This window comes from Roseococcus sp. SYP-B2431, assembly GCF_004336745.1.
Taxonomy (GTDB): Bacteria; Pseudomonadota; Alphaproteobacteria; order Acetobacterales; family Acetobacteraceae; genus Roseococcus.
In genome coordinates this window covers 57,368-83,866 of the sequence record NZ_SJXD01000011.1, presented here as the reverse complement: position 1 = coordinate 83,866, position 26,499 = coordinate 57,368, and the positions used below count along the sequence as shown (strand labels likewise).

22 protein-coding genes and 1 pseudogene are annotated in these 26,499 nt (G+C 71.9%); 14 read left to right on the top strand and 9 right to left on the bottom strand.

Annotation, left to right across the window (positions count from 1 at the left end; translation table 11 throughout):
* Positions 1-29 precede the first annotated feature (29 nt).
* The 3 genes from EJV46_RS01820 to EJV46_RS01810 form a co-directional block, all read right to left on the bottom strand.
* Complete coding sequence (locus EJV46_RS01820) at positions 30-3,725, bottom strand: translocation/assembly module TamB domain-containing protein (RefSeq protein ID WP_131546877.1); 3,696 nt, start codon at positions 3,723-3,725, stop codon at positions 30-32.
* Positions 3,725-5,578: an autotransporter assembly complex family protein gene (locus tag EJV46_RS01815; protein ID WP_131546876.1), complete on the bottom strand. Its 1,854-nt coding sequence runs from the start codon at positions 5,576-5,578 to the stop codon at positions 3,725-3,727. Before EJV46_RS01815 ends, EJV46_RS01820 begins: the two co-directional genes overlap by 1 nt.
* 208 nt (positions 5,579-5,786) lie before the next feature.
* Entirely contained in the window at positions 5,787-6,641 is an 855-nt protein-coding gene (locus tag EJV46_RS01810) for an NADPH-dependent oxidoreductase (RefSeq protein WP_131546875.1), read from the bottom strand.
* Between the two features lie 86 nt (positions 6,642-6,727).
* Between EJV46_RS01810 and EJV46_RS23135 the strand changes: the two are divergent.
* A pseudogene (locus tag EJV46_RS23135) lies at positions 6,728-7,522 on the top strand (NAD(P)-binding domain-containing protein); the annotation flags it as partial.
* Positions 7,523-8,100: 578 nt separating this feature from the next.
* Here EJV46_RS23135 and EJV46_RS01800 read toward each other — a convergent pair.
* Positions 8,101-8,808 carry a GntR family transcriptional regulator gene (locus EJV46_RS01800; RefSeq protein ID WP_131546873.1) on the bottom strand — a complete coding sequence of 236 codons (708 nt, stop codon included), beginning with the start codon at positions 8,806-8,808 and terminating at the stop codon, positions 8,101-8,103.
* Positions 8,809-8,909: 101 nt separating this feature from the next.
* Between EJV46_RS01800 and EJV46_RS01795 the strand changes: the two genes are divergently transcribed.
* From EJV46_RS01795 to EJV46_RS01785, 3 genes are all read left to right on the top strand, one after another.
* Positions 8,910-9,914: a dimethylarginine dimethylaminohydrolase family protein gene (locus EJV46_RS01795; protein ID WP_131546872.1), complete on the top strand. Its 1,005-nt coding sequence runs from the start codon at positions 8,910-8,912 to the stop codon at positions 9,912-9,914.
* A 14-nt stretch (positions 9,915-9,928) separates the two neighbouring features.
* Complete coding sequence (locus tag EJV46_RS01790) at positions 9,929-11,536, top strand: ABC transporter substrate-binding protein (protein WP_131546871.1); 1,608 nt, start codon at positions 9,929-9,931, stop codon at positions 11,534-11,536.
* A gap of 90 nt (positions 11,537-11,626) precedes the next feature.
* Positions 11,627-12,883 carry a hydantoinase/carbamoylase family amidase gene (locus EJV46_RS01785; RefSeq protein WP_165585279.1) on the top strand — a complete coding sequence of 419 codons (1,257 nt, stop codon included), beginning with the start codon at positions 11,627-11,629 and terminating at the stop codon, positions 12,881-12,883.
* On the opposite strand, the gene EJV46_RS01780 is transcribed toward EJV46_RS01785, so the two are convergent.
* On the bottom strand, positions 12,840-13,307 hold the full coding sequence (locus tag EJV46_RS01780) for an NIPSNAP family protein (RefSeq protein ID WP_131546869.1): 468 nt from the start codon (positions 13,305-13,307) through the stop codon (positions 12,840-12,842). The two genes, EJV46_RS01785 and EJV46_RS01780, sit on opposite strands and share 44 nt — an antisense overlap.
* Positions 13,308-13,549: 242 nt before the next feature.
* Here EJV46_RS01780 and EJV46_RS01775 point away from each other — a divergent pair, with 242 nt between their 5' ends.
* The gene (locus tag EJV46_RS01775; RefSeq protein WP_131546868.1) at positions 13,550-13,786 is read left to right on the top strand and encodes a hypothetical protein; all 237 of its coding nucleotides are present in this window, start codon (positions 13,550-13,552) and stop codon (positions 13,784-13,786) included.
* On the opposite strand, the gene EJV46_RS01770 is transcribed toward EJV46_RS01775, so the two are convergent.
* On the bottom strand, positions 13,787-14,002 hold the full coding sequence (locus EJV46_RS01770) for a hypothetical protein (RefSeq protein WP_131546867.1): 216 nt from the start codon (positions 14,000-14,002) through the stop codon (positions 13,787-13,789).
* Between the two features lie 184 nt (positions 14,003-14,186).
* Here EJV46_RS01770 and EJV46_RS01765 point away from each other — a divergent pair, with 184 nt between their 5' ends.
* Positions 14,187-14,474, top strand: coding sequence for a hypothetical protein (locus EJV46_RS01765; protein ID WP_131546866.1), 288 nt, complete (start codon positions 14,187-14,189; stop codon positions 14,472-14,474).
* Positions 14,475-14,476: 2 nt separating this feature from the next.
* Here the strand turns inward: EJV46_RS01765 and EJV46_RS01760 are convergent, their stop codons facing one another.
* The 3 genes from EJV46_RS01760 to EJV46_RS01750 all read right to left on the bottom strand — a co-directional run bounded on the left by EJV46_RS01760 (position 14,477) and on the right by EJV46_RS01750 (position 18,269).
* Positions 14,477-15,451, bottom strand: a complete 975-nt coding sequence (locus EJV46_RS01760; RefSeq protein ID WP_131546865.1) for a tripartite tricarboxylate transporter substrate binding protein — start codon at positions 15,449-15,451, stop codon at positions 14,477-14,479.
* Entirely contained in the window at positions 15,451-16,425 is a 975-nt protein-coding gene (locus tag EJV46_RS01755) for a tripartite tricarboxylate transporter substrate binding protein (RefSeq protein ID WP_165585278.1), read from the bottom strand. The genes EJV46_RS01760 and EJV46_RS01755 overlap by 1 nt, the downstream gene beginning before the upstream one ends.
* A gap of 137 nt (positions 16,426-16,562) precedes the next feature.
* Positions 16,563-18,269: a thiamine pyrophosphate-requiring protein gene (locus tag EJV46_RS01750; RefSeq protein WP_165585277.1), complete on the bottom strand. Its 1,707-nt coding sequence runs from the start codon at positions 18,267-18,269 to the stop codon at positions 16,563-16,565.
* A gap of 205 nt (positions 18,270-18,474) precedes the next feature.
* Between EJV46_RS01750 and EJV46_RS01745 the strand changes: the two genes are divergently transcribed.
* The 8 genes from EJV46_RS01745 (at position 18,475) to EJV46_RS01710 (ending at position 26,403) form a co-directional block, all read left to right on the top strand.
* Positions 18,475-19,239 (top strand): SDR family NAD(P)-dependent oxidoreductase, encoded by a 765-nt coding sequence (locus EJV46_RS01745; RefSeq protein ID WP_131546862.1) that lies wholly within the window; start codon positions 18,475-18,477, stop codon positions 19,237-19,239.
* A gap of 20 nt (positions 19,240-19,259) precedes the next feature.
* The gene (locus EJV46_RS01740) at positions 19,260-19,976 is read left to right on the top strand and encodes an alpha/beta fold hydrolase (RefSeq protein ID WP_131546861.1); all 717 of its coding nucleotides are present in this window, start codon (positions 19,260-19,262) and stop codon (positions 19,974-19,976) included.
* A 118-nt stretch (positions 19,977-20,094) separates the two neighbouring features.
* Positions 20,095-21,084 carry a tripartite tricarboxylate transporter substrate binding protein gene (locus tag EJV46_RS01735; RefSeq protein ID WP_131546860.1) on the top strand — a complete coding sequence of 330 codons (990 nt, stop codon included), beginning with the start codon at positions 20,095-20,097 and terminating at the stop codon, positions 21,082-21,084.
* Between the two features lie 84 nt (positions 21,085-21,168).
* Positions 21,169-22,689, top strand: coding sequence for a 4-hydroxyphenylacetate 3-hydroxylase family protein (locus tag EJV46_RS01730; RefSeq protein ID WP_206020677.1), 1,521 nt, complete (start codon positions 21,169-21,171; stop codon positions 22,687-22,689).
* Positions 22,690-22,701: 12 nt separating this feature from the next.
* Positions 22,702-23,946, top strand: a complete 1,245-nt coding sequence (locus tag EJV46_RS01725; RefSeq protein WP_131546859.1) for a cytochrome P450 — start codon at positions 22,702-22,704, stop codon at positions 23,944-23,946.
* A gap of 13 nt (positions 23,947-23,959) precedes the next feature.
* Entirely contained in the window at positions 23,960-24,154 is a 195-nt protein-coding gene (locus EJV46_RS01720; protein WP_131546858.1) for a ferredoxin, read from the top strand.
* Positions 24,151-25,314: an NAD(P)/FAD-dependent oxidoreductase gene (locus EJV46_RS01715; protein ID WP_131546857.1), complete on the top strand. Its 1,164-nt coding sequence runs from the start codon at positions 24,151-24,153 to the stop codon at positions 25,312-25,314. Before EJV46_RS01720 ends, EJV46_RS01715 begins: the two co-directional genes overlap by 4 nt.
* Positions 25,315-25,431: 117 nt before the next feature.
* The gene (locus EJV46_RS01710; RefSeq protein ID WP_131546856.1) at positions 25,432-26,403 is read left to right on the top strand and encodes a tripartite tricarboxylate transporter substrate-binding protein; all 972 of its coding nucleotides are present in this window, start codon (positions 25,432-25,434) and stop codon (positions 26,401-26,403) included.
* Positions 26,404-26,499: the final 96 nt, after the last annotated feature.

The following is a 26,499-nucleotide window of genomic DNA, read 5'->3' as shown; positions in this document are numbered from 1 at the left end:
CGCGGCGGCGCCATATGAGCGCGCGCTTTTCAGTATTCGTATTCCCAGGTGACGCCGAGCCGATCCCCGCCGGGCCCGGTGGAGGTCTGCGCGTCCAGCCGCAGCCGCGGCGTCAGCTCCACCTGCACGCCCACGCCCGGCGTGCCGCCGCTGGTTCCCTGCCGCACGCCGACATAGACGCCCGGCGCCACATACCGCCCCGCCTCCAGCGAGGCCCCCCGGCCGCCGTCGCTGCCGACGCCGAGCCGGTCCAGCCCCGCCGCGCTCCGCAGCCGGTCCAGCACGCCGGAGCCGGCGGGCATGATGCCCGCGAGCTGCGCCACCGCCTGAGCGATGCTGGCCAGCTCGAAGGGCGACAGCTTGCTCGTCTCGCGGTCGAAGAGCAGGCGGGCGAGGGCCTCGTCCTGCGGCAGTTCGGGATCGGCGGTGACCTTGATCTCCGGCGCGGCCGGGGTTCCCTTCACGGTCAGGCTGATCGTGTGGGAACGGCTCCGCGCCGTCGCGAGGAAGTCCAGGCTGGGCGAGAAGGTTCCCGCATCGAAGCCGACGACCCCCCGCGTGAACTGGAGCTGCCGGCCGACCATGTCGAAGGTGCCGCGCCGCATGCGCAGCCCGCCCGAGGGGACGGGCGCCGCGACGGTGCCGCCGATGGTGATCTCGCCGCCCAGCTCAGCCTCCAGCCCGCGGCCGCGGATGAAAATCGCGCGCGGCGCGGCGATCACGAGGTTCAGCGTCATGGGCAGGGACGGGCGCGCTACGGCCGTCGCCGCGCGCGGCGGCGCGGGCGGGCGGCGGCCGGGCGGCAGCGGCCCGATCTCGCGCACCGGCCCGACGCTGGGGACGCTCCCGCCGAGCTGCTCGGGGATGCGGATCTCGGCGCGCTGGATGGTGACGCGGCCATCCAGGCTGCCGCCGTCGGTGAGCGGGCCGCGCAGGGTGATGTCGGCATCGATCGTGGCGTCGCCCGTCTCGCCGGTGACCGGGCGGGCGTCGTTGGCCGTGAGGCGGATCTCGGCGGGGATGCCGGCGCCCATCGGCTCCACCCACCCCTGGGCCGAGATGGTGCCGCCGCCGACCGTGCGGCCGCTGAAGGAGGAGATGACCAGCCGCTGGCCCTGGGCCGCCAGCCGGGCCGAGAGCGCGTCCAGCCGCACGCCGTAGATCGGGTTGGAGTAGCGGCCGTCGGACAGCACGACGGTGCCGGCCAGCTGCGGCTCGGCGGCCGTGCCGCTGGCGCGCAGGTCGATCGCGGCGCGGCCCTGGAAGCGGTCGGCGCCGCCGGCCAGGAAGGGCCGCGCGAGCTGTCCGAGATCGAGCCGGCCGCGCGCCGAGGCCTCGAAGGGCGCGGCGGGGCCGATCCCGCTCGACTGCGCGGCCTCGATGTTCAGCTGCACGCCCGGCCCGGCATTCACCTGCGCCTGGGCGCGGAAGGCCTGGCCCTGCATGCGGGCGGTGGCATTGATATTGGCCGGCGGGATGGAGGCCATCGAGGGATCGGCCGCGCGCAGCCCGGCCACGCGGATATTCGCGTCCACCTGCGGCGCGCCGCTGGGCCCCGCCGCGTTCACCTGGCCGGAGACAGTGCCGGTCACGAAGCCGCCGCTGAGCGGGGCCAGCGGGACATTCGCGATGTCCGCCCGCGCGGTGACGTTGCCGTCGGCGAGCCGCCCGTTCAGCGCCAGGGTGCCGCCGCGCCGGCTGGTCAGCCGCGCCGGCTGCAGCGTGAGCTCGCCCGTCTCCGTCACCAGGATCCGCGCCGGCGCGGCGAGGCGCAGCGCATCCTGCGCCGCCCGGGCCTCCAGCCGCGTCAGCGTGATGACGTTGAGCGCGCCCTCCTGGCCGAGATTCCCGGCGAGATCGAGCCCATAGGCCGGCGCGGTCACGCCCAGCCGGAAGTTCAGCGCGGCCAGCGTGCCGGTCATCTCGACCTGGGCCGTGGCGCGGGTCGCGCCCACGCCGACGCCTGCGCCGTTGATCCGCAGCTCGATGCCCTGAGCGGCCATGCCGGTGGCGCCCGGGATGGCGCGCGCCTGGAGGTCCACGGTCAGCCGCCCCGCGAGGCCCATGCCCAGGGGCGCGAGGTCCGGCGCATCGAGGCGCAGCGCGCCGTCGAAGGGGCCGGTGGGCAGCGCGCCGGCCGCATGACCGTCGAAGGCGATGCCGGCATAGCTCCCCTCGAGACGGCTGACGCGCAGCGTCTCGCCCTCCTTGCCGGCGGCGAGGTCGAGGCGCAGCGGCTTGCCGTCGAGCCGGCCCGTCGCGGAGGCCGTCACCTGCTGCAGGCTGGCCTGGGCCGTGATCTCGAAGCCCTCCGCCAGCCGGCCGGCCGCCACGAGGCGATCTGTGCGGATGCGCGCCTGCACCTGCGGCGCCTCGGCGGTGCCGGTGAGGCGGCCCTCGGCCGAGACGGTGCCCTGGACCTGCGGAGGGTCGCGCGCCTCCAGGTCGAAGGCGACGTCGAAGGGCGAGGCGGCCGGGCCACGCACGGTGGCGCGGATGCGATCGGCCTGGAGGGTGGCGTCGACCAGCCTGTTCTCGCCGCGCACGGTGGCGGTGAGGGTCACGGCCTGGCCGAGCATCTCGTCCACCGCCCCTGCCCCTTTGAAGCCGGTGCCGGAGACGCGCAGATCAATCTCGGGCACGGAGACCGTGCCGCCCACCTCGCCCTCCAGCGCGAGCGTGGCCCAGCCCGTGCCCTCGGGCAGCAGGCCGGCGAAGGTCTCGGGCGGCGCGGGATCGACCCGGAAGCGCATGGCGAGCGCCTGCGAGCCGCTGAGCGTGCCGCTGACCTCGGCGCGGCCTGCCGGCAGGACCACGGTCAGCCGCTCGATCGCGATCGCATTGTCCGGCGCCCGGCGCAGCGAAAGGCTGGGCGTGACGCGGTCGGCCAGCGCGCGCTGGGCCTCCGGCACGAAGGGCCCGGGCATCACCGTGCCGTCCAGGGTCAGCGTCGTCGCGCCGTCGGGCGCGACGGAAAGGCGGCCGCCCAGCTCGGCGCTGCTGGCGCCCAGCGATGCCGTGAGCTTCCAGTCGGCGCCGGAGAGCGGGCCGGAGAGGTCGATCCTGGCGTCGAGGGGTGCGTCCGGCTGGCCCGCCAGCGCGGCGACCAGCCCGCCCGGCGGCTCGGAGGCCTCGACCTGGGCGGTCAGCGCCTCGTCCTGAAGAGTGACATGGGCGAGGACATGGCCGGGACGATCCAGCCGTGCCGCCGTGAGCGCCGTTTGCAGGCGCTGCCCCTCCAGCGACAGCGAGCCGCTGAGCGACAGTGCCGCCGCCTGCCCGGCCACGGGCTCAGCGATCTCGATGCGCTCCACCTGCAAGGCGTCGATCCTGATGGCGACCGGCAGCTGGGGCAGGCTCGGAATGGCGATCGGCGTCGGCCCGGCCGGCGGCGCGTTCGGATCGGAAGGCGGCAGGCGATGCAGGGCGATGCGGCGCGCCTGCACCGCGGTCAGCGTCGCGCGGCGGTCGAAAAGGTCGCGCCAGGCGAGGTCGATGCGCGCCTCCTCGATCTCCAGCCAGGGGCCCTCCGCGTCGCGCATGGCGATGCGCCGGACCGCGAGATGGCCGGGCAGCGGCCCGGAGACGCCCTCCAGCTCCAGCCCCGGCACGAATCGCATGGCCAGGCCGGCCGCGGCGTTCAGCCCGAAGGGGGTCGCCAGCGCGCCGATCAGCAGCACGGGGATCAGGATCAGGATCCCGAGGGCGATCGCGAGCCAGCGCATCAGAAGGCGTGCCCGATGCCGATATAGAAGCCGAAGGACCCGCTGCCCTGCTGGCGGATCAGCGGGATGGCCACGTCCGCGCGGATCGGCCCGATCGGCGTGTAGTAGCGCGCGCCCACGCCGGCGCCGACGCGGATCTCGTCGGTCGGCGCGCCGGCGCTGGTGCCGACGGCGCCCGCATCGACGAAGGCCACCGCCCCGTAGGAGGAGCCGAAGCGCTGCCGCAGCTCGACCGACCCCTCCAGCAGGCTCGCGCCGCCGGAGGGCCTGCCGCGCGCATCCCGAGGGCCGATGGACTGGAAGTCGTACCCGCGCACCGAGCCGCCGCCACCGGCATAGAAGCGCTGCGGCGGCGGCACCGTGCCGGCGGTGGCGTTCAGCAGGCTGCCGAAGGCGCCGCGCAGGGCCAGGATCGTCCGCCCGCCGCCCGACAGGTCGAAATAGGTCGATCCCGAGATCCGCAGCGGCACGAAGACCTGGCTTTCGGTGAAGGCGTAGGAGGGCGTGATGCTGGCCAGCGCGCGGATGCCGCGGCGCGGGTCCAGGGCGCTGTCCGTGCTGTCGTAGCGGAGCTGACCGGTGAAGCCGGCGATCTGGTAGGATTCCAGCGTGCCGCCCGAGGGCGCGGACTGGCCCACCTCGCCGACCGGGCCCGTGGAGAGGGTCCAGCGATCGCTCAGCCGGCGCTCGTAGAGCAGGCTGAAGATGGCGGCGTCGCGGTCGTAGCTGTCCAGCCGGTCGCGCACATAGGAGAGGCTGCCCACGGCCGTGCCGGCGTAGCCGAGCGGCAGGGGCTGCCGCCAGATGACGGCGGCCCGGGCATTCATGCGGTCGGCCTCGCTGCCGATCCGGCTGCCCTCCAACTCGACGCGCAGGTTCTCCGCGCCGCCGAGCAGGTTCCTGTGCTCCCAGGAGAGCCCGAGCCGCGCGCCGAAATTCGTCTCGTAGCCGGCCGAGGCGCTGATGGCGCGGAAGGGGCGCTCGCGCACGGTGACCGTCACGGGAAGCCGGCCATTCGCGTCCAGCGCCGTCGCCTGGTCGATCCGGACCTGGGAGAAGGGCCCCAGCGCCGAGATGTCGGCGCGCGCCTGGGTGAGCCGGGCGGGCAGGTAGCCGCGCTCGGCCAGGCGCAGGGCGGCGACGCGGCGCACCACCTCGGGGTCCACGCGCTCAGTGCCGGCGACCTCGGGCATGGCGAAGTCGGCGCGGGGCCCGGGCTGCTCGGTGAAGGTGACGTCCATGGCGCGGGCGCCGTGGTCCACGGTGACGGAGCGGTCGATGCGGGCCAGCGGCCGGCCGTCCTCGCGCATGGCGTTCCAGGCGGCCTCCTGCGCGGCGATGACCGTCTCGGCGCGGGCCGGGGCGCCCGGGGTGACGGCCACCGGCGGGCCACCGCCCAGGGTCTGGATATTGCGGAAGGTGTAGCGCGGGCCCGGCGTCACGCGGATCTCAAGCGCCAGCGGCGCGGGCTGGGCGGCCAGCGCGGCGGGGTCGAGCGCGCCGCCCCTCTCGGCGACGCCGGGCGCCACCACCTCCACCTGGCCTGCCCAGTAGCCCTCGCTCTCCAGAGCGGGGCGGAGCTTCTCGGCCTCGGCGCCGATCCGGGAGACGACCCCCTCGGCATCCGTCGGCGCGCGCTCCTGCAGGGCGATCAGCCCCGAGGACAGGCGCAGGACGCGGTCGAGATTGTCGTCCCCGGTCGGCTTGACGGTGGCGCGGTAGGGGAGGTTTGGCGCGTCGGTCGCCATGGGCGCGGGATCGCCCTCGGGCTGCGCGCGAAGCGGCTCGATGGTAGACGCCAGCAACGCCAGGAAGGTCCAGCCGACCCATTTGCGCGAAATCCCGGGGGACAAGCACCTCTCCTTCCCGAACGCGCCTCAGGCACGCAGATTGCGGTCAACTTTCAACACCAGGAATGGTTCTTGGTTGCCCGCATAGCCGGAAGCCGCGGCGAGCGCCTCCCCCCGGCCTCAAAACACATCGTCGGCGGCGCGTGAACAGGCGCAGGCGCCGGGGATGACCGGGACGGGACGGCCCATTGCCGGCACGTCCCGCCGCGCCTTACCGGAGCGGGAAGCCCATGGCCTTGAGCACGCCGCTCAGCTTCTCGCGGCCGGCGAGGCCCCTGAGCTTGCCCATGCGGTTCAGCACGCGGCCGCTCCAGGTGGTCTGCGCCATCTCGAAGCGGCCGGAGAAGGCAGAAAGCTTCGCGTCGTAGGCGGCGACATGCGCCGGCTCTTCCGCGTGATCGTAGGTGCCGTGGTGCAGGATCGCAGCCTGTGGGAGGCGTGGCTTCACCTCGTTGGTAACGCCTGGCGCCGGATAGCCCACGCACAGACCGAAGACCCCGACCACGCCCTGCGGCAGGCCCAGCAGCTCGCCGACGCGCGCCGGATCGTTGCGCATCGCGCCGATATAGACAGTGGAAAGCCCGATCGCCTCCGCCGCCACCACGGCGTTCTGGGCCGCCATGGCGGCGTCGATCGCCCCGATCATGAAGGTCTCGATATAGGGCAGCACCTCGAGCTCGGCGCCGTTGGCCCTGGCCAGCCGCTCGTTGCGCGAGAGGTCGGCGAGGAAGACCAGGAAAAGCGGGCATTGCTCGATGTGCTTCTGGCCGCCGGCGATGCGCGCGCATTCGGCCTTCACCGCCGGATCGCTGACCGAGACGACGGACCAGGTCTGCATATTGGAACTGGTGGCGGCCGATTGCGCCGCGGCGATCAGCGTCTCCAGCGTGCCCTCGGGCAGCGCGTCGGGCCGGTAGCCGCGCACCGAACGGTGCGAGAGCAGCAGCGCGATGTGCTCGTTCCAGGGGCCGGCGGCGGGGATCGCGTCGGCGCCGTAGCGCAGGGCGAGCGCGTCTTCCTTCGACAAGGCGGCGGGCGACAATGCGGCGGGGGTGTTGATGTCCATGGGCGTCTTCCCGGAAGGCTGAGCCACCAGTGTGGCGGTGCAGCATCCGGGCGGCAAGGTGCGGCCTCCGGCGGCCGCCCGGCCAGATGCTATTCGGTCGACAGGGACAGGGCATTGCCTCGATACTCGAGGACATGACGAGCGGACCACTGGCAGCCCTGGAACGAAGAGTGCGGGAGGAGCTGACGCTGCTCGATCCGCAGTCCCGGCCATGGCGCCCGGCCGAGGATGATGTGCTGGACGTCCTGATTGTCGGCGCCGGTCAGGGGGGGCTGTCCATCGCCTTCGCGCTTCGCCGGCTCGGCATCGCCAATATCCTAATTGTCGACAGGTCGCTACCCGGCCTGGAGGGACCGTGGCGCAGCTTCGCGCGCATGCCGACGCTGCGGACCTACAAGCACCTGACCGGCCCGGACCTCGGAATCCCGAGCCTCACGCCGCGCGCCTGGTTCGAGGCCGTCCATGGGGCCGCCGCCTTCGCGTCCGCCACGCGGATCCCCACGCCGGACTGGGCCGCCTATCTCGACTGGTACCGCCGCATGACCGGCGCGCGCGTTCAGAACGGCGTCGAGGTCACGAGCCTGCGCCCGGATGCCGAAGGGGTGACGGTCGAGACCGGACAGGGCCCGTTCCGCGCGCGCCACGTCGTGCTGGCCAACGGCATGGATGGCGCCGGCGCCTGGCACGTCCCGCCCGAGGTCGCGGCGGCCCTGCCCCGTTCCGCCTATGCCGACACGGCCGAGCCGATCGACCCCGCCGCGCTCGCCGGGAGGCGCGTGCTGGTCCTCGGCGCCGGCGCCTCCGCCTTCGACGCCGCGCTCGCGGCCGAGGCCGCCGGCGCCGTCTCCGTCCGGCTGCTGGCCCGGCGCCCGGAGCTGCGGCGCGCCAATCCCTTCATCTGGATGGAGCAGGACGGCTTTCTCCACTTCTTCCGCTCGCTGGACGACGCGACCCGCTGGCGCTTCGCCCGGCATTTCCACCGGTTCGGCCAGCCGCCGACCGAGGCCACGCTGGAGGCCGTCGCAGCCTCGGACACCGTTTCCGTCCTGGCCGGACGAGGCGTCACCCGATGGCGCTGGAACGGGGAGATCCAAGCAGAACTCACCTCGGGCGAAGCGCTGGCGGCGGACTTCCTCATCCTGGGGACCGGGGTCCAATGGGGGCTGCCGCTCCGCCCCGAGCTGGCCGCCATCGCGCCCGCCACCCTTCTCTGGCGAGACCGCGCGCCGCCCGGCGAGGAGGAGCCTTCGCTCGCGGCCCAGCCCTATCTCGGCGAGGATTTCGAGCTGCTGGAGCGCGAGCCGGGGGCCCTGCCCGGCCTCTCGCGCATCCGGCTCTTCAACTACGCCGCCCTGCCGAGCATGGGCCTCACCGGCTCGGCCATCGCCGGCCTCCGCTGCGGCGTGCCGCACCTCGCGCGGGGGATCGGGCGGGACCTGTTCCGCGCGGAAGCCGGCGCTCAGCTCCGCTCGCTGGAGGCCTTTCTCCGCGGCGAGGAGCTGCCGCCGTTCGACTCGCCCGCCGCGATCGCGGCCTTGGAGGCGAAGCCGCGGATGAGCCGGGCGATCTCCGCCTCCGCGCCGGCGCCGTCGCGCGCGACGATCCGGCCGATCAGCGGCGAATAGGTCCGCGGATTCAGGAAGGCGGGATCCTGCTCCGACTGGCTGAGGCTGTGGATCAGCCGCAGCTCGGCCGCCAGCGGCTCGAAGGCGGCGGCCAGCCGCGCATTTCCGGCCAGCCGGACAAGGCCGACATGGAAGGCCAGATTCGCCTCGATCAGCGCGCCGGGGCTCCGATTCTCGAAGGCCCGGGCATATTGCGCCTCGAGCGCGGCGAGACGCTCCGCCAGATCCGGCAGCGCGACGTCGGGCAGCGCGACCAGCGCACTCACCGCGAATTGCTGCAGGCAGCGCCGCAGCTCGGCCACCTGCCACACATCCTCGGGGGTATACGCGCGGACGAAGACCCCCTGCCCCGGCACGGCCGTCACCAGCCCCTGCGCCTCCAGCCGCCGCAGCGCCTCGCGCAGGGGCGCGCGGCTGATGCCCATGCGCTTGGCCGTGGCGGCCTCGAAGATGCGCTCGCCCGGCTTCAGCGCGCCGCCGAGGATCAGCGCGCGCATCTCCGTCTCGGCGCGATCGGCAAGGTTGGGCGGGAGGGCATCCATGCCCCCTCATCCTCCATCCGGGCCGCGTTCGTCAAAGGAAACCTGTCGACAGGTCGATCGGGATCGGCTTGACTACGGCCCGGCGAATGCGAGGTGCGGTCATGGCCGTGATGTCCCCCGGCGAGTTCAAGCTCGCGACGATGATGCAGCGCTTCCCCATGGAGCCGCTGCCGGTCTTCGAGGATCCGGGCGAGCAGCTTTCGGTCTGGGGCGGCGAGTGGGGCTGCAACAGCGACTGGGGCACCCTGCGCAAGGTGCTGATGCATCGGCCGGGCGCCGAGATGGCCACGGTGGACACCTCCAGGCCGCTGGACATCGGTGGCTTCGGCGACCCCGATACCGGCTGGTACTGGATGGGCCAGGCGCCGCCCGATCTCGCCGCTATGCAGGAGCAGCACGACCACTTCGCGGATGCCCTGCGCGAGGAGGGCGTCGAGATCGCCTATCTGGACGGGGTGCGCCCGCACCTCATGAAGTCCATCTACACGCGCGACGCCATGATCGCCGTGCCGGGCGGCGCCATCGTCTGCCGGCTGGGGCCGCGCGTGCGCCGCGGCGAGGAGCTGGAGATCACGCGCGCCCTCGCCCGCCTCGGCATGCCCATCCTGCGCACGTTGCACGCCGACGCGGTGATGGAGGGGGGCAGCTTCGTCTGGCTGAACGCGACGACCGCCGCGATCGGCCTCTCCTGCCGGGGCAACGCGCAGGCGGCCACGCAGATCGAGGAGGTGCTGCGCCCGATGGGCGTTCGCCTCATTCGGGTGCAGTGCCCGGGCTACCGGCTGCATCTCGATGGCGGAATCGTGATGTGCGGCCGGGACGCCGCCATCATCAACCAGAACCTGCTGCCCTTCAGCTTCATCGAGGAGGTTCGCGCGCTCGGCATCCGCCTGGTCGAGCTGCAAGCCGACGATCCGACCGATGCGGGGAATTGCCTGGCCATCGCCCCCGATCGCGTGATCATGTCGGCCGGCATCACAGATGCCACCTGCGAGGCGGTGGAGCGGCTCGGCATCCGGGTGCGGCGGCTCGACTACCGGAAGGTCTGGGCCGGCGGCGGCGGGCTGCACTGCTCCACGGCGCCGCTGCTGCGCGACCGCGTTTAGGAAGGGGAAGCTACATGAGGATCAGGATTCAACGGCTCGCGGCGGCGCTGCTGCTGACCGCGGGCATCGGCGCCTCGGCCCAGGCCCAGGAGGCCGGGACGCTGCGCATCGCCATGACGGCGGCCGACGTGCCGACGACCAACGGCGCGCCCAACAACGGCTATGAAGGCCTGCGCTGGTTGGGCTATCCGATCTTCGAATCCCTCGTGCTCTGGGATCTCTCGCGCAGCGACGCGCTGGCCGGGGTGCGGCCCGGCCTCGCGGAATCCTGGGAGCAGGATGCGGCGGACCCGACCAAGTGGCGCTTCAAGCTGCGCGCCGGCGTCACCTTCCATGACGGCACGCCCTGGAACGCCGACGCCGCGATCTGGGGGCTTGACCGCTTCTACCGGCAGGATGCGCCGAACTACGACCCGCAGGGCTCCGCCTTCACGCGGCCGCGCACGGCCGGCTTCGCGAGCTATCGCAAGATCGACGACATGACGATCGAGATCAGCAGCGAGCGGCCGCTGAGCTACTTTCCCTATGTCGTTCCCTATATCCTATTCTCCTCGCCGCGCGCCTTCGAGGCCGCCGGCCGCGACTGGGCGCGCGTCGGCAACGCGCCGGCGGGCACGGGCCCCTTCCGCATCACGCGCTTCGTGCCGCGCCAGTCGGTCGAGCTCACGCGCAACGACAACTACTGGGATACGGCGCGCCGCCCGCGGCTGAACCGCGTGGTCCTGCTGCCGGTGCCCGATGCCAACACGCGCATCGCCGCGCTGCGCTCGGGCCAGGTGGACTGGATCGAGGCGCCGCCGCCGGATGCGCTGGCGCCGCTGCGCTCGGCGGGCTTCAACGTGGTCACGAACTCCTACCCGCATGTCTGGCCGTGGATCCTGGCGGCCGGCAAGCCGGACAGCCCGACCGCCGATGTCCGCGTCCGCCAGGCGCTGAACTACTGCCTGGACCGCGACGGGCTGGTCAGCATGCTCAGCGGCATCGCCGAGCCGGCGGTCGGCTTCTACAATGCGAGCAACCCGCTCTTCGGCAGCCCGCAGAACCGCTACCGGCTGGACGCCGCGCGGGGCCGGGCGCTGCTGGCCGAGGCGGGCTACAACGCCCAGCGCCCGCTGCGCATCAAGGTCGGCATCTCCAGCTCCGGCTCGGGGCAGATGCAGCCGCTGCCGATGAACGAGGCCATCCAGCAGAACCTGCGCGAGAATTGCGGCGTGCAGGTCAACTTCGAAGTGGTGGAGTGGACGGTGCTGCTCGGCACGCTGCGCGCCGAGCCGACGGCGCCGGGCTGGCTGGGCGCGGATGCCTCCAATGTCAGCCTCGTCTCCTCCGATCCGTTCCAGATGGCGCGCTGGTTCCTCTCCGCCAATTCGTCGCCGCGCGGCAGCAATGCCGGGCATTGGCGCGACGAGGCCTTCGACACGGCGATGGCCGAGGTGGAGCGGGCGCGCACGCCGGAGGAGGCCGCGCCGGCCATTCGCCGCGCGCATGAGCGGCTCGTGGACGGGGCGCCCTGGCTCTACATCGTGCACGACACCAACCCGCGCGCGATGAGCCGGCGCGTGCACGGCTTCGTCTCGGCGCAGTCCTGGTTCCAGGATCTGGTGACCGTCGAGGTCCGCTGACCGGCCGGGTGGCGTCGAATCTTCGGCGCCACCCCCTGTCCATCCCTCCCGGCCTTGGCGAGGATGTCGCCGGCAGTTGGGAGACGTGGCTTGAAGCTTTCCGATGCGGTGTCCGCGCAGGCACCCCTGGTGCGGCGCCTGCTGGACGGGGTCGCCACCATCGGCGCCGATCCGCCCGGCATCACCCGCGACGCCTATGGGCGCGGCGAGAACGAGGCGCAGGCGCTGATCGCCGAGGCGGGGCGCGCCCTGGGGATGACGCCGTCCATCGACGCCGGGGCCAATCTCTCGCTGCGCTGGGATTCCGGCCGGGACGCGCCGCCGGTGCTGATCGGCTCGCATCTCGACAGCGTGGTCCAGGGGGGCAATTTCGACGGCGCGGCGGGGGTGATCGCCGGCATCGGCGCCGTTGCCGCGTTGCAGGCCGCGGGTCTGGCGCCGAAGCGCGACATCGAGGTGCTGGCGCTGCGCTGCGAGGAGGCGGTGTGGTTCGGCCTGGGCCTGATCGGCAGCCGCAGCCTGCTGGCGCGGCTTCCCGCCGGCGCGCTCGAATTGCCGCATGCCCGCAGCGGCCTCACCCTGGCGCAGAGCATCGACCGCTGCGGCGGCCATTCCGCACGCCTGCGCGAAAACACGCCGCTGCGCGACCCGCGCTCCCTCGGCGCCTATCTCGAGGTGCATATCGAACAGGCGCCGCAGCTCGTCGAGGCGAATGCGCCCGTGGCCGTCTGCCTCGCCAACCCGGGCAATGTGCGGCACCCCTTCATCCGCATCACGGGCGAGGACGCGCATACCGGCCTGCCCCACCGCTTCCGCCGCGACGCCGCGCTGGCGGGCGCCGACCTCTCGCTGGCGCTGGAGCGCCTCTGGCTCGAGGAGGAGGCGGAAGGCCGCCCCATGGCCGTCACCATCGGCCGCTTCCACACGACGGCCGCCCGGCACAGCCTGACCGCCGTCTCCGGCGGCTTCGAGCTGAGCCTCGACCTGCGCGCCTATGACGCAGCGCACCTCGCCGCGCTGGAGAAGCGGCTCGACGAGATCGCCGCCAGGGTCGCCGCGCGCCGCAACGTCGAAATCGTATTGGGCGAGCGCAGCGCCGCCTCGCCCGGCCCGATGGATCCCGCCATCGTCAAGGGCTTCTCCGCCGCCGCCCGGCGCTGCGGCATCGAGGCCCCGCGGCTCAACAGCCCCGGCAGCCACGATGCCAATAACTTCGCCGCGGCGGGCGTGCCGACGGGAATGCTGCTCGTCCGCAACCGGAACGGCAGCCACAACCCGCACGAGGCGATGGACACGCCAGACCTCATGGCGGCGATCGGCGTGCTGGCCGAGTTCCTGACGGCTTAGCGGCCCAACCCACGACGCTCTCCGCCGCCCGGCGTCCAGCCTTGCGCTGCCCCGGCGACGAAGGGGGCAGGCCGAGTGCCGGAGCCGTTGGACGGCGCCACTTCACCGAGGAAAAGCTCGTCGGCTGCAGGATCAGGTTGCTGATGGTCGCCACGATGGCGCCATCCTTCTCGGTCTCGGCACGCTTGGCGATCCATTCCGGATCGGCCTGGAAGGCGGCCCACTTCGTCTCGCGCTCGGCCAGCGATTCCCACTCCAGCAGGTAGTAGAGGTCCTGGTTCGAATCACCGATGGCGACCGTCCAGAAGCCCGCCTGCCGGATGCCGTGCTTCTTCCAGAGATCGAGGGTGATGGTTTCGAAGCGGCGCAGCAGGTTCGGCAGCCGGCCGGAGATGCAGTGGTAGATGCGAAGCTCGTGAATCATGTCGTCCCTCCCAGGATGCCCCGACGATGCGGGCCGACACGGGACTTGTCGAGCCGGGTAAAGCATGGGCCGGGGCCGAGCGGCGCCGATCGGGCCAATCTGGAAGACCGCGGACTGTGCGAGTTCCTGGGCAGGTGGGAGCAATGCTGCCACAAAAATCGGCAGCTCGTGCAAACCCGATGCGGTTCGGGCGTTTGCCAGAGACGGCGGTGGAGGTGCCGCCCGGAGAACAGGAACGCCGCATGGATTCCCATATGGAGGCAATCTCCCGCACCCTCTCCCCGCAGGCCTGGATCGAGCGCTACGTCACGCGGCTCGTCGAGCTGTCCGCCGGGGAGATGGAGCCGCCGATGCCAGATCCCGAGCTGCGCGCCTTCGCCCTGACCTGCGCCCGCGGCGGCTATCCCGCCTTCCGGAACGACGACCCGGCCGAATGCGCCGAGGCGGAGTTCATGGAGTGGCGAACGGACGCGATCTGATCAACTGGCGAAGGCCGCCGGGATCAGCATGAAGTCCGGCCCGTCGGACCCCGTCGGCGGATAGAGCTGGTAGCGCCATCCCGGCGGCGTCAGCTCATTGAGAACCGCCCTCGCGACGGCGCCCCGATCGCCCGCGGCGTCGCGCGAGCGACGCTCGATTTCGGACCGCAGCATCGACATGATCGCGCGCGACCTGTCCCAAAGATTCTGTTCCATCAACCCCTCCGGCGCGACAAACGGCGGACCGCGCGCAGGGTTGCGACCCCGTGCGGATTTTCGCCTGAAATGCCGGCGGACGGCCCTGACCGCGAAGGCGGACGCGCGCGGGCGCGTCCCGGGAGATTGAACCCGGGGCCGGATCCCCCTAGGCGTCGGAGCGGGAGCAGCGGAGCGGGCGGGGATGGCGATGAGACGATGGGCGTTGCTGGTGGCCGGGTTGGGGCTGGGCGGCTGCGCGGTCGAGCCCTGCGAGGTGACGGTCGACATGGACGTCGCGCGGATCATGCAGTGCGGCGCGAGGCCCCTGCCCGGCGCCGATCCGGTCGGCGGCATCTCCGCCTGGGAGGTCCCCGGCCGGCCGGAGCGGAACGAGGTGACCATGGCCTATGTCGAGGAGGGCCGGGTCGTCGGCACCCGCACGAGGCTCGGCCTGTTCGGCCGCGGGCTGCCCTCCGGCGCGGCGAGGTAGCCTCAATCCTCCGCGCGGAAGCCGGAGCGGGCGACGATCGGCTCCCAGCGGCGGAACTCGGTCGCGATCCGTTCCCGGAAGGCGCCGGACGCTTCCGTGGCGGGCCGATATTCCTGCGACGCCAGCACCTGCGCGACGGCGGGCGAGCGCAGCGCCGCTTCCGCCCCCTCCCACAGGGCCCGGGCCGCGGTATCTGGCGCGTCGGCGGGCAGGAACAGCCCGAACCACTGCTCCTCCGTCAGCCCCGGCTGGCCGAGCTCGGCGAAGGTCGCCAGGGCGGGCAATCCCGGGGAGCGCTGCGCCGCGGTGCAGGCCAGCATCCGCACCCGCCCGGCTCGATGCAGCTCCGCCACCTCGCCCACCACGCTGATCGTCGCGTCGATCTGCCCGGCCATGAGGTCGTTCAGCGCCGGCACGGTGCCGCGATAGGGGACGTGGACCATGTCGATCCCCAGCGCCTCGCCGAGCCGCAGCCCGATGAAGTGCCCGACCGAACCCGCCGCGGGGCTCGCAAAGGTCACGCTCGGGCGCGACTTCGCCCAGCGCGCAAAGCTCTCCAGATCCTGCGCCGGATGGTTCGCCGCGACGGCGAAGCCGTAGGAGAAGAAGCAGACGGGCGTGACCGGCAGGAAGTCCGCCGCCTCGTAGCGCAGCCGGCCTGGATACAGGTGCGGCAGGATGGTGAACTGCCCGGCCGGCGAGAGCAGCACCGTCCCGCCGTCCGGCGCGGAGGACTTCGCCACCTCCACCGCAAGGCGGCCGCCGGCCCCGCTGCGGTTCTCCACGATCACCTGGGGCGCATAGACGTCGCGGAGCCGGTCGGCGAGAAGCCGGCCGACCAGGTCCGCCGAGCCGCCGGGGGCGAAGCCCACCAGCAGCCGCGCGGGGCGGTCGAGCATGCGCGCCTGGGCGGTCGACGCCAGAACGGGCTCGGCCAGGAACGGCGCGGCCAGTAGCGCGCGGCGGTGCAGTCGCATCACAATCTCTCCCGGTTGAGGCCTGTCGCCTCGATGATCCGCGCCCAGCGCGGGATATCGGCCTCGATCAGCCGCGTCATGCGCTCCGGCGGGCCGCCCTCGGGCAGGGCGCCGGCATTCTCCAGCCGCTGCCGCACCTCGGGCGTCTCGAGCGCGGCGGCCAGCGCGCGGTGCAGCGCGGCGACGATGTCCTGCGGGGTACCGCGCCGGACGGCCAGTCCCATCCAGGAGCCGATGTCGAAGTCCGGATAACCCAGCTCCTGCATGGTCGGTACGTCCGGCAGCTGGTGCGCGCGGCGCGCGGTGGTCACGGCGAAGGCCTTGATCGACCCACTCCGCACCAGCGGCGCGGGCGCCGGCACCGCGTCCACCATCACGTCCACTCGTCCGGCGGTGAGGTCGGCGAGCGCGGGCGGGCTGCCGCGATAGGGCACGCTGACCCAGCGCACGCCGAGCCGCTCCTGCAGGAACTCGGCCGCGAGCTGCGGCACCGAGCCGCCCGGGCTCGCGCCCGCCATGCTGAGCCCGCCCGCCGTGCCTCGGGACAGCGCCGCCAGTTCCGCGAGGTTCCCGGCCGGCAGGTCCTTGCGCGCGACCAACACGATCGGAGTATTGGCGAAGATGATGACCGGCTCGATCTCGGCCAGGGGATCGAAGCCCGCGTTGCGGAACAGCGTCGGCGAGACCGTCAGCGGCCCGCCCGAGGCGACGGCGAGCGTGTAGCCGTCGGCCGCCGCGCGGGTGACGTTCTGCATGGCCGGGATGCCGCCCGCGCCACCGCGATTCTCCACGACGAAGCCCTGGTTGAAGGCCTTGCTCAGCGCATCGGCCATGACGCGGCCGGCGAGGTCGATCGCGCCGCCCGGGGCGAAGGGCACGACGATGCGCACCGGCCGCGAGGGCCAGGCCTCCTGGGCCTTCGCCTGCCATGCTCCCATGGCCGGCGCAGCGGCCAGCAGGCCGCGCCGCGACATTCTCATCCGAACCTCCATTGGCGAAGGACGCCGTGGAAACGCCCGGTGCCTGGTTTCCAGCCGCTCTCCGGCAGCCCTGTTCCCTCGTCGAGACTGACTCACGCCTCCGGCCACGCCGCCTTCGACGCGGCCCGGCGCTAACGCACGATCAGATTCAGCACCGCCTGCCGCCGCTCCACGCGCACGGCATGGAGCGCCCGCCGAAGCGCGGCCGGCACCTCCGCCGGATCGGTCACCTTCTCGCCATAGCCGCCGCTCGCCTCGACCAGCTTTTCGTAATCCGGCGAGGGGTCGAGGGTGGCGAGCGGCATGCGGTTGGCGCGCGAGGCATGCCCGTCCGGATAGACGCTGAGCGTCGCCCCGCGCACGGCGCCCCAGAGCGAGTTGTTGAAGACGATGGTGAGGATCGGCAGGTCGGTCGCGCGACTGACGAAATGCGCGGGCGTCGGGTTGGAAAACATATAGGCGCCATCGCCGACCGTCGCGATCACCGTCTTCTCCGGCGCCGCGAGCTTGGCGCCGAGCGCGGCGCCGACCGCCCAGCCCAGGCCGCCGGCCGGGCTGTAGGAGAAGAAGCTGCCCGGGGTCTCGAAGCTCAGCTGGTCGAGGACCAGCGGATATTCGTTCACCAGGATGGTGTCGGCATCGATCGACTGGTCGATGCAATGGGTGGCCCAGGCAAAGGAGATGGGCGACTTGGCCTCTGCCTCGCCCCGGACCTTGGCGGCGCGGTCGAGCAGCGCCTGGTGGTGCGCCGTCACCTTCGCGCGGCGCGCGTCGATCTCCGGGCCTTCGAGCCTGCCGAGGAGGCCGTGCAGCGCGGCGAGCGCGGGGCCGGCGGCGCCGGTGATCGCGAGGTCCGCATGGAAGCCGCGCACCGGATAGCGGGCGAAATGCGGGTCGGTGCCGAGATGGACGATGCGCGCCGCCGGGTTCGGCGAGGTCTTCGTCGGCATCCAGGGCACGTCGCAATCGGAGACGATCACGAGATCCGCCTCGGGCAGCAGGGCGCCGGGGTCGAAGCCGCAGGCCATGGGATGCGAGCTGGGCAGGCCGAGGTAGCGCGGGCGGTTCTGCACGACCGGGATGGCGGCCGCCTCCGCCAGCGCGGCGAGGACCGGCACCTCGGCCGGGTCGCGGCCCAGCTCGGCCGTGATGATCAGCGGCGCCTTCGCCTCGCGGATCCAGGCGGCCAGCGTCTCCAGCGCGGCGGTGTCGGCGCGGGGCGGCACCGCCGGCTGCGTGCGCGTCCGCGGCAGCGGCTCCGCGCCCGCCGCCGGCATGGCCAGCACCTCGCGCGGGAGCGTCAGGTAGACCGGCCCGCGCGGCTCGCTCTGCGCCAGGGCCACCGCGCGGTCCACCACGATCTCGACCTGCTGCGGCAGGCGCAGCTCGTAGTCCCACTTCACCAGCTCGCGCAGCATGCCGGCCTGGTCGAACATCTCCTGCGCCCAGTTGATGAGGTTGGTGCGCGCGCCGGTCATTCCCTCCTCCAGGATGGGCGTGCGGCCCGCGGTGAAGAGCATGGGGATCTGCGAGCGGCAGGCGTTGTAGATGCCGTTCAGCGAATTGGCCGTGCCGAGGCCCACATGCACCATCACGGCCGGCAGCTCGCCGCTTACCATGTGGTAGCCATGGGCCATGGCGACGGCGACGTTCTCGTGCGGGACGATGACAGGGACCGGCAGCTCCGGCGCGCCCTCGCCGGCGCGGGCATAGGCCTCGATGATCGGCGCGAAGTCCGTGCCGCCATTGCCGAAGAGGTACCTCACGCCGCGCGAGGCCAGGAGCCTCAGGTAGCTCTCGGCCACGATGGTGGTTTCGGCAGGGACGGAATGGTCCAAGTCTGCGGTCTCCATGGATGGGCCGGAGCGGCCGGCGACGGAAGCTTCCATCATCTAGCTCTCTTAGCAAGCTATCTCTGCATTCAATATACGAAATTCCCGACGGCCCCTCGCCGTCCGGCGGCCGGAGCGCGCGACCCGCCGTCCAAACACTTTCCGAGATAGCTTTTTCGACTATCATGATGAGACCGGACGAGAGGACATCATGGCCGATACCAGCACCGCCGCACCCAGCTTCGGGCCGCAGCCCCCCTCCGGCCGGCTCGCCGGCCGCCGGATCCTCGTGACCGGCGCGGCCTCCGGCATCGGCTGGAAGATCGCCGAGCTCTTCGCGGCCGAGGGCGCCGCGCTCGCGCTGCTGGACCGCCAGGAAGAGGCTCTGCGGCGCTGCGCGCGCGCGGCCGGCGGCATCCCCCTCCCCTGCGACGTGTCGGACGAGACCTCGGTGAACGCCGCCGTGGCGCAGGTGGCGCGGGAGCTGGGCGGGCTCGACGGCGTGGTGAACTCCGCCGGCGTCTCGCGGCCGGGGCTGATCGCCGACGTGTCCATGGAGGCCTGGCGCGAGGTGATCGGCATCAACCTCATCGGCCCGCACATGGTCGTGAAGGCCGCCCTGCCCTGGCTGCGCGAGGCGCCCTGGGCGACCATCGTGAACATCGCCTCCGGCCAGGGCCTCCAGCCCGCCGGCCCGGCCAACCACGCCTATGCCGCCTCTAAGGGCGGGCTCATCAACCTGACGCGCTCGCTCGCGAAGGAACTCGCGCCGCGAATCCGCGTGAACAGCGTCTGCCCGGGGATGGTCGAGACGCCGCTCACCGAAGGGCGCAGCGGCGACGGCAGCCAGTATGCGCTGAAGCGCAACGGCTCCGCGCTCGAGGTCGCGCAAGCCGCGCTGTTCATGAGCTCGCCGGAATCCGCCTTCGTCACCGGCACCGCGCTGGCGGTCGACGGTGGCCGCACCTTCCACTGACATCGGCCATTGAGCCTGCCATGAGCATCCCCACCCTGCTGATCCCCGGCCTCAACTGCTCGGCGACGCTGTTCCGTCACCAGATCCCGGCGATGTGGCGCCTCGGCCCGGTGATGGTGGCCGATCATCGCGGCGCAGACAGCATCGCGGGGCTGGCCGACCTCATCCTCGCCGAGGCGCCGGACCGTTTCGCGCTGGCCGGCCTTTCCATGGGCGGCTTCATCGCCTTCGAGATCCTGCGCCGCTGCCCGGAGCGCGTGACTCGACTGGCGCTGCTTTCCACCAGCGCGCGCGCCGAGGTGCCGGGCGGCCCCGGCGGGAAGATCCGTGCCGAGCGCATCCGGATGGCCCGCGAGGGCCGCTTTGCCGAGCTGCCGCCGCTGCACTACGCCAACAACGTGCATCCCTCGCGCCAGACGGATGACGCACTCCGCGCGACGCATCGCGGCATGACGGAGGATGTCGGCCCCGCCGGCTACATTAACCAGCAGACCGCCAACATGAACCGCCCCGACTCGCGGCCGACGCTCCAGGCCATCGCCTGCCCGACGCTGGTGCTGGTCGGCGACGAGGACAGGCTGGCGCCGAGGGAGCACGCAGAGGAGATGGCCGCGGGCATCCGGGGCTCGCGCCTCGTCGTCGTCCCGGTCTGCGGGCACCTCTCCACTCTCGAGCAGCCGGAGGCGGTCACGGCGGCCCTGCTCGAATGGCGCTCGCTTCGCGCCGCGGCCGGCTGAGGCGGAACCGGGGGGACGACCGTATCGCAATTTCGACTTGCGCCGCTTCACTTCGTCACATAGGTATTTTTCCAAGAAGAACGCCCGGCGCAGCACCCATCCCCAAGCGGAGATTTCCATGGCCCATGACCTGATCGCCCCACGCCGCGCCCTGCTGGGCGGGCTGCTCGCCGCCCCCGCCGTGCTGAGCGTCGCCCGTGCCCAGGACTATCCTGACCGCCCGGTCCGGTTCGTGGTCCCCAACCCGCCCGGCGGCGCCTCGGACATCCTCACGCGGCTGCTGGCGCGCGAGCTGCAGGAACGCCTGGGCCAGCCCTTCACCGTCGAGAATCGCTCGGGCAGCAACGGCATCATCGGCCTCGACAACGTGGCGAAATCGCAGCCGGCCGGCTATTCGCTGATCGTGGCGACGGTCTCGCAGCTGCTCTGCAATCCCTTCGTCTATCGCTCGATCCCCTACGACCTCGATCGCGACTTCACGCCGATCGGGCTGGTCTGGGAGTATTACAACCTCGCCGCCGTTCCCTCGCGCGCCGTGCCCGCGCGGAACATGGCGGAGTTCATCGCCTGGGCGAAGGCGCAGCGCGAGCCGATCCCCTATGGCTCCAACGGCATCGCGACCTCGCCCCACCTGCTGGGCGCGCTCTTCATGGAGCAGAACGGGCTGGACGGCCTGCACGTGCCCTTCCGCGGCGCGGCCGAGACGGCCCAGGCCATGCTGCGCGGCGACCTGCGCTTCACCATCACCGACGTGGCCTCGCTCAGCGCCTATGTCCGCTCGGGCGACTTCGCGCCGCTGGCCGTCACCGGCGGCACGCGCTGGCCGACGCTGCCGGAGGTGCCGACCATGGCCGAGGTCGGCATGCCGCAGCTGGAGGCGACGGTCTGGACGGGCGTGCTCGCCTCGGCCGGCATGCCGCAGGCCGCGGTGACGAAGCTTTCCGGCGCCATGCATGCCATCCTCTCCGAGCCGGACTTCCAGCAGCGTGTCCGCACCGCGGGCGCGAATCCGCTGCTTCCCGATCCGGAAGCCCTGAAGCGCAAGATCGCCGACGAGCGTCCGCGCTGGGGCCGTATGGTGCAGCTCGCCAATGCCCGACTCGATTGAATGCGTCTTGAAATAGCTTTTTAAGATAGGTATTAGAGATGCGCGCAGCGGATTGCGCGCATCTCCCTTCGGAAGGACATCTCCATGAGCAGCGCGAACCCGCCGGCCGTCCAGGACTGCATCGTCAAGGATGGGGCCCAGCACCTGAGCGCCGTCCGCGACGGCCGTGCCGTCTACCTCAACGGCAAGCTCGTGGGCGATGTCACCGCCCACCCGGCCTACCGGAACGCCATCGGCTCGGCCGCCATGCTCTACGACCACCAGGCCCGCCCCGAGAATATCGAGCGCATGACCTTCGATCTCGGCGGCGGCCGGCGCGTCAACCGCGCCTGGCAGCATCCGAGGAGCTACGGGGAGATGGTGGAGCGCCGCAAGGCGCTGGTGGAATGGGCCGAGCTCACCTGCGGCTTCCTCGGCCGCTCGCCCGACCACGTCGCCTCCTCTGTCTCCGCGCAGTACATGGGCGCCGAGGTTTTCGACCGCCACGACCCCGCGCGCGGCAAGGCCTTCCGAGACTGGTACGAGCACGCGCGCGCCAACGACCTCTTCCTCACCTACGTCATCAACAACGTGCAGGGCGACCGCTCCAAGGCCTTCGGCGACCAGGGCGAGGGCGCGGAGGACATGATCGCGCGAATCGTCGACGAGGACAGCTCCGGCATCACCATCCGCGGCGCCAAGCTCTTCGCGACCTCGGCCATCATGGCCAACGAGATCTTCGTGGGCTCCGGCCAGCCGCTGAAGCGCGGCGAGGAGGACATGGCCTTCTCCTGCGCCCTGCCGATGAACGCCAAGGGCATGAAGCTGCTCTCCCGCCGCAGCTTCGAGGAGGCGGCGACCAGCGAATACGACCACCCGCTCTCCTTCCGCTACGACGAGAACGACGCCCTCATCTTCTTCGACGACGTGAAGGTTCCCTGGGAGCGCATCTTCGTCTATCGCGACACCGACATGTGCCGCGCCCAGCTCCACGACACCGGGGCCCATGTCTACCAGAATTACCAGGCGCAGATCCGCCTCTCGGTGAAGCTGCGCTTCCTGGTGGGCCTCGCCCGCGGGGTGGCGGAGACCATCGGCACCGTGAACATGCCGCCCGTGCGCGAGCAACTGGGCAAGCTGGCCTCGCAAGCCGCGCTGATCGAGGGGATGGTGCTGGGCATGGAGGCCGGCGGGCAGATGGTCGGCGAATACTACCTGCCGAACAAGCACCTGCTCTACGCAGCCCAGGTCCAGTCGCAGGAGATGTACCCGCAGGTGATCCAGGTGATCCGCGAGCTGGCCGGCGGCGCCTTGCTGATGCTGCCTTCGTCGGTGGAGGATTTCTCGCATCCCGAGCTGTCGCGCGTCATCGCGGCGACGCAGATCTCGCCGGCCATGACGGGCGAGGAGCGGGTGAAGCTGATGAAGCTGACCTGGGACGCCGTGGGCACGGAATTCGCCTCGCGCCACCTGCAATACGAGATGTTCTACGCGGGTGGGCAATACGTCACGCGCGGGCACAGCTACCGCACCTACGACTGGGGCCGCGCGACGGGCATGGCCAGGAACGTCACCCAATCCTACCAGCTCGCCGACTTCCTGAAGAAGAGCGATCAGGCCGCCTGAGAAGGAGATCCCATGTCCGTCTCGCACGACGCCGCTGCCGCGGGCTGCCCTTTCCATGCGGGGCGGGTCCCCGACTATCCGACGCGCCGCAGCGGCTGCCCGCTCGACCCGCCGCCCGAGCTGCGGGAGCTGCGGAAGACGCAGCCCATCGCGCGGGTGAAGATGTGGACGGGCCAGGAAGCTTGGCTCGTCACGCGCTACGAGGATGTGCGCGCGCTGCTCGCCGACCCGCGCGTCAGCGCCGACAATTCCAGGCCCGGCTATCCCGGCGCGAATCCGGGCATGGCCATGGTGCGGGCCAAGTATCCGAGCTTCATCACCATGGACGCGCCGCAGCACCCGTATTTCCGGCGCATGCTGACGGCCGACTTCACGGTGAAGCGCATCGAGGCCATGCGGCCGCGCATCCAGTCCCTGGTGGACGAGCGGATCGACGCCATCCTCGCCAAGGGCCCGCCCGCCGACATCGTGCATGAGCTCACGCTCGCCCTGCCGATGATCATGATCTGCGACCTGCTGGGCGTGCCCTATGAGGACCAGCACTACTTCCACGAGAAGGGCATGGTCATCGCCAACGGCAAGACGCCGCCGGCCGTGGCCTCGGCGGCGATCGTGGAGCTCTGCGACGGCTATATCGGCTCGCTGATCGACCGCAAGAACGCCGATCCGGGCGAGGACATGTTCAGCCGGCTGGTCGTGACCCAGCTGCGCCCCGGGCACATCACCAAGCAGCAGCTCATCGGCATCGGCCGCCTGCTCCTGGTGGCGGGGCACGAGACCTCGGCCAATACCATGTCGCTCGGCCTGCTGGCGCTGCTCGAGCATCCCGAGCAGCAGAAGGCGCTGGTCGAGGATCCCTCCCTGCTGAACGGCGCCATCGAGGAGATCCTGCGCTACGTCGACGCGGCCCATGCAGGACGCCGCCGCACGGCGATCGAGGACATCGAGATCGGCGGCGTCACCATCCGCGCCGGCGAGGGCATCATCTGCCACAACCCGGCCGCCGACCGCGACCCGGAGGTCTTCCCCGATGCCGACCGCTTCGACATCCGCCGCGACGCGCGGGGCCATGTCGCCTTCGGCTTCGGCGTGCACCAGTGCCTCGGCCAGCCGCTGGCGCGCGCGGAGCTGCAGATCGCCATCGGCACGCTCATGCGGCGGATTCCGACAATGCGCCTCGCGGTGCCGGTCTCCGAGCTGGACTTCAAGGAAGACAACTTCGTCTACGGCATCGAACATCTGCCGGTCGCTTGGTAGGGGGAATTCAGCGATGCGAGTGACCATCGAAGAAGACAAGTGCTGCGGCGCCGGCCAATGCGTGCTGGCGGCCCCGACCGTCTTCGACCAGCGCGAGGAGGACGGCATCGTCATCCTGCTGGACGAGACGCCGCCGGACGACAAGCTGGCCGAGGTCCGGCAGGCGATCCGCCTTTGCCCGGCGCTGGCGATCAAGGTCGAGGTGTGAGGCGCGTCGTCATCGTCGGCGCCTCCGCGGCGGGGCTGGCGGCGGCGGAGACCCTGCGGGCCGAAGGCTTCGGCGGCACCATCACCCTCGTGGGCGAGGAGCGGCACGCGCCCTACGACCGGCCGCCTTTGTCCAAGCAGCTCATGTCGGGCGCCTGGGAGGCCGGGCGGCTGGCGCTGCGCGACCAGGCGGCGCTCGACGCGCTCGGCGCCGAATGGCGGCTGGGTGTGCGGGCCGTCTCGCTGGATGTCGCCGCGCGGCGGGTGACTCTCGAGAATAACGACGGCCTCGATTTCGACGGGCTGATCCTGGCGACCGGCGTTCGTCCGCGCCGGCTGCCGGGGCGCATGCCGGCCGGGGTCCACGTGCTGCGCGGCCTCGACGATGCGCTGGCGATCCGTGACGCGCTTGCGGCGAAGCCTCGCGTCGCCGTGATCGGCTCCGGCGTGCTGGGGACGGAGTTCGCCGCGACCGCGCGGGGGCTGGGCTGCGAGGTCACGCTGGTGGGCCAGGCCGCGCTGCCCATGGCCCGGCAGTTCGGCGCGCGCATCGGCGAGATGATCGCGCAGCGGCATCGGGAGGCGGGCGTGGCCCTACTGCCGTCCACGCAGGTCCTCAGAATCGAGGGCGCGGATCACGTGACCGGCCTGCGCCTCCCCGGCGGCCGGATCCTTCCGGCGGAGCTGGTGCTGGTCGCCATCGGATCGGTGCCGACGACGGGCTGGCTGGCCGGCAGCGGGCTCGACCTCGCCGATGGCGTGGTCTGCGACGCCTTCTGCCAGGCGGCACCCGGCATCTACGCGGCGGGCGACCTCGCATCCTGGTGGCATGAGGGCTATGGGCGGCGGCTTCGCATCGAGCATCGCATGAATGCCTCCGAACAGGGCGCCGCTGCCGCGCGCAACCTGCTCGGCGCGCGGGAGGCCTTTCGGCCGATCCCCTTCCTCTGGTCCGATCAGTTCGACGTGAAGCTGCAGAGCTACGGGCTCTTTCCTCCGGGGGGCGAGATCGAGATAGAGCCCGATGCCGCGGCGCCGGGGCGCTTCGTCGCCCTGTGCCGGGTCGAGGGGCGGCTGGTCGGGGCGCTGGGCTGGAACGCGGTTCGCGCGCTGCGTCAGGCGCGCCAGCGCCTCGCGGGAGCCCTGATGGCCGACGCCTAGGCTGGTCTTCGCGCCCTCGGAGGCAAGGCGGGTGACGGCGCCTTGCACGCGCGCGCGGATGATCCCAAACATGCGGGAACCGCGGCGTGCCCCTGCGATCGCGGAGGGAGAAGACGCATGACGCCCATCCGCCAAGCCTTGCTGGCCCTCGCAGCCGTGACCATCGGGTGCGCGGCAGCCCGGGCGCAGGACTATCCCAACCGGCCCGTCATCATCGTCGCGGGCGGGGCTGCCGGCGGCCCCACCGACGTGGTCACCCGGATCGTGGCGGAAAGCATGACGCGCCACATGCCGCAGCCCGTCCTGGTCGAGAATACGGCCCCTGCCCATCTCGGTGCCCAGCGCGTCGCCCAGGCGCGGCCCGACGGCTACACGCTGCTGATGAGCAATGTGGGCCTGGCGGCCGGCGCGACGCTGTTCCGCCGCCTCGCCTATGACACCGCCGCGGACTTCGCGCCGCTCGGCCTCGTGTCCGATGCCGCGATGACGGTGATCGCACGGCCCGGCTTCCCGGCAGAGAACTTCGCCGGGCTGCTCGGCGAGCTGCGGCGGCGCGGCAACGAGCTGAACCTCGGCACCGCGGGCCTGGCCTCGGCCGCCAATCTCTGCGGCCTGCTGCTGCAAGGTGCCGCGGGCAACAGGGCAACCATCGTCGCCTTTCGCGGCACCGCTCCGGCCATCACCGAACTCATGGCCGGGCGCCTCGACCTGCTCTGCGACCAGGCGACCAACACCGCGCCCTTCATCCGCGACGGCAGGATCCGCGCCTTTGCCGTGACCAGCTCCGCCCGCCTGCCCGGGCTGCCGGATATACCCACCACGACCGAGGCCGGTGCGCCCGCCTTCGTCATGACCACCTGGCACGGCCTCTATGCACCGGCGGGCACCCCGGAGGCGGTGCAGGAGCGGATATCCACCGCGTTGCAGGCGGCGCTCCGCGAGGAGCGGCTGCGTTCGCGCTTCGCCGACCTCGTCACCGATCCCGCCACGCCGGACCGAGCGAGCATCGCCCTTCATCGCCGCTACCATATCGAGGAGATCGCGCGCTGGCGGCCGATCATCGAGGCGGCAGGCGCCTTTGCCGACTGAGGGCAGCACGAGGGCCGCGGGGTGCGCTGGGGATGGGTTGGAGGCGGCGGCCGCCTCGTTGTGACGCGGAGGCCTGTCGAGTTCAGTAGCCCTTGG

What these genes read in the sequence shown, in the direction of transcription:
- EJV46_RS01765 (WP_131546866.1), top strand. Translation starts at nt 14,187, where the DNA reads ATGGCGATGAGACGATGGGCGTTGCTGGTGGCCGGGTTGGGGCTGGGC.
- EJV46_RS01795 (WP_131546872.1), top strand. Translation starts at nt 8,910, where the DNA reads ATGGCCGTGATGTCCCCCGGCGAGTTCAAGCTCGCGACGATGATGCAG.
- EJV46_RS01725 (WP_131546859.1), top strand. Translation starts at nt 22,702, where the DNA reads ATGTCCGTCTCGCACGACGCCGCTGCCGCGGGCTGCCCTTTCCATGCG.
- EJV46_RS01730 (WP_206020677.1), top strand. Translation starts at nt 21,169, where the DNA reads ATGAGCAGCGCGAACCCGCCGGCCGTCCAGGACTGCATCGTCAAGGAT.
- EJV46_RS01790 (WP_131546871.1), top strand. Translation starts at nt 9,929, where the DNA reads ATGAGGATCAGGATTCAACGGCTCGCGGCGGCGCTGCTGCTGACCGCG.
- EJV46_RS01800 (WP_131546873.1), bottom strand. Translation starts at nt 8,808, where the DNA reads ATGGATGCCCTCCCGCCCAACCTTGCCGATCGCGCCGAGACGGAGATG.
- EJV46_RS01760 (WP_131546865.1), bottom strand. Translation starts at nt 15,451, where the DNA reads ATGCGACTGCACCGCCGCGCGCTACTGGCCGCGCCGTTCCTGGCCGAG.
- EJV46_RS01820 (WP_131546877.1), bottom strand. Translation starts at nt 3,725, where the DNA reads ATGCGCTGGCTCGCGATCGCCCTCGGGATCCTGATCCTGATCCCCGTG.
- EJV46_RS01780 (WP_131546869.1), bottom strand. Translation starts at nt 13,307, where the DNA reads ATGATTCACGAGCTTCGCATCTACCACTGCATCTCCGGCCGGCTGCCG.
- EJV46_RS01720 (WP_131546858.1), top strand. Translation starts at nt 23,960, where the DNA reads ATGCGAGTGACCATCGAAGAAGACAAGTGCTGCGGCGCCGGCCAATGC.
- EJV46_RS01775 (WP_131546868.1), top strand. Translation starts at nt 13,550, where the DNA reads ATGGATTCCCATATGGAGGCAATCTCCCGCACCCTCTCCCCGCAGGCC.
- EJV46_RS01810 (WP_131546875.1), bottom strand. Translation starts at nt 6,641, where the DNA reads ATGGACATCAACACCCCCGCCGCATTGTCGCCCGCCGCCTTGTCGAAG.
- EJV46_RS01770 (WP_131546867.1), bottom strand. Translation starts at nt 14,002, where the DNA reads ATGGAACAGAATCTTTGGGACAGGTCGCGCGCGATCATGTCGATGCTG.
- EJV46_RS01735 (WP_131546860.1), top strand. Translation starts at nt 20,095, where the DNA reads ATGGCCCATGACCTGATCGCCCCACGCCGCGCCCTGCTGGGCGGGCTG.
- EJV46_RS01740 (WP_131546861.1), top strand. Translation starts at nt 19,260, where the DNA reads ATGAGCATCCCCACCCTGCTGATCCCCGGCCTCAACTGCTCGGCGACG.
- EJV46_RS01745 (WP_131546862.1), top strand. Translation starts at nt 18,475, where the DNA reads ATGGCCGATACCAGCACCGCCGCACCCAGCTTCGGGCCGCAGCCCCCC.
- EJV46_RS01710 (WP_131546856.1), top strand. Translation starts at nt 25,432, where the DNA reads ATGACGCCCATCCGCCAAGCCTTGCTGGCCCTCGCAGCCGTGACCATC.
- EJV46_RS01755 (WP_165585278.1), bottom strand. Translation starts at nt 16,425, where the DNA reads ATGTCGCGGCGCGGCCTGCTGGCCGCTGCGCCGGCCATGGGAGCATGG.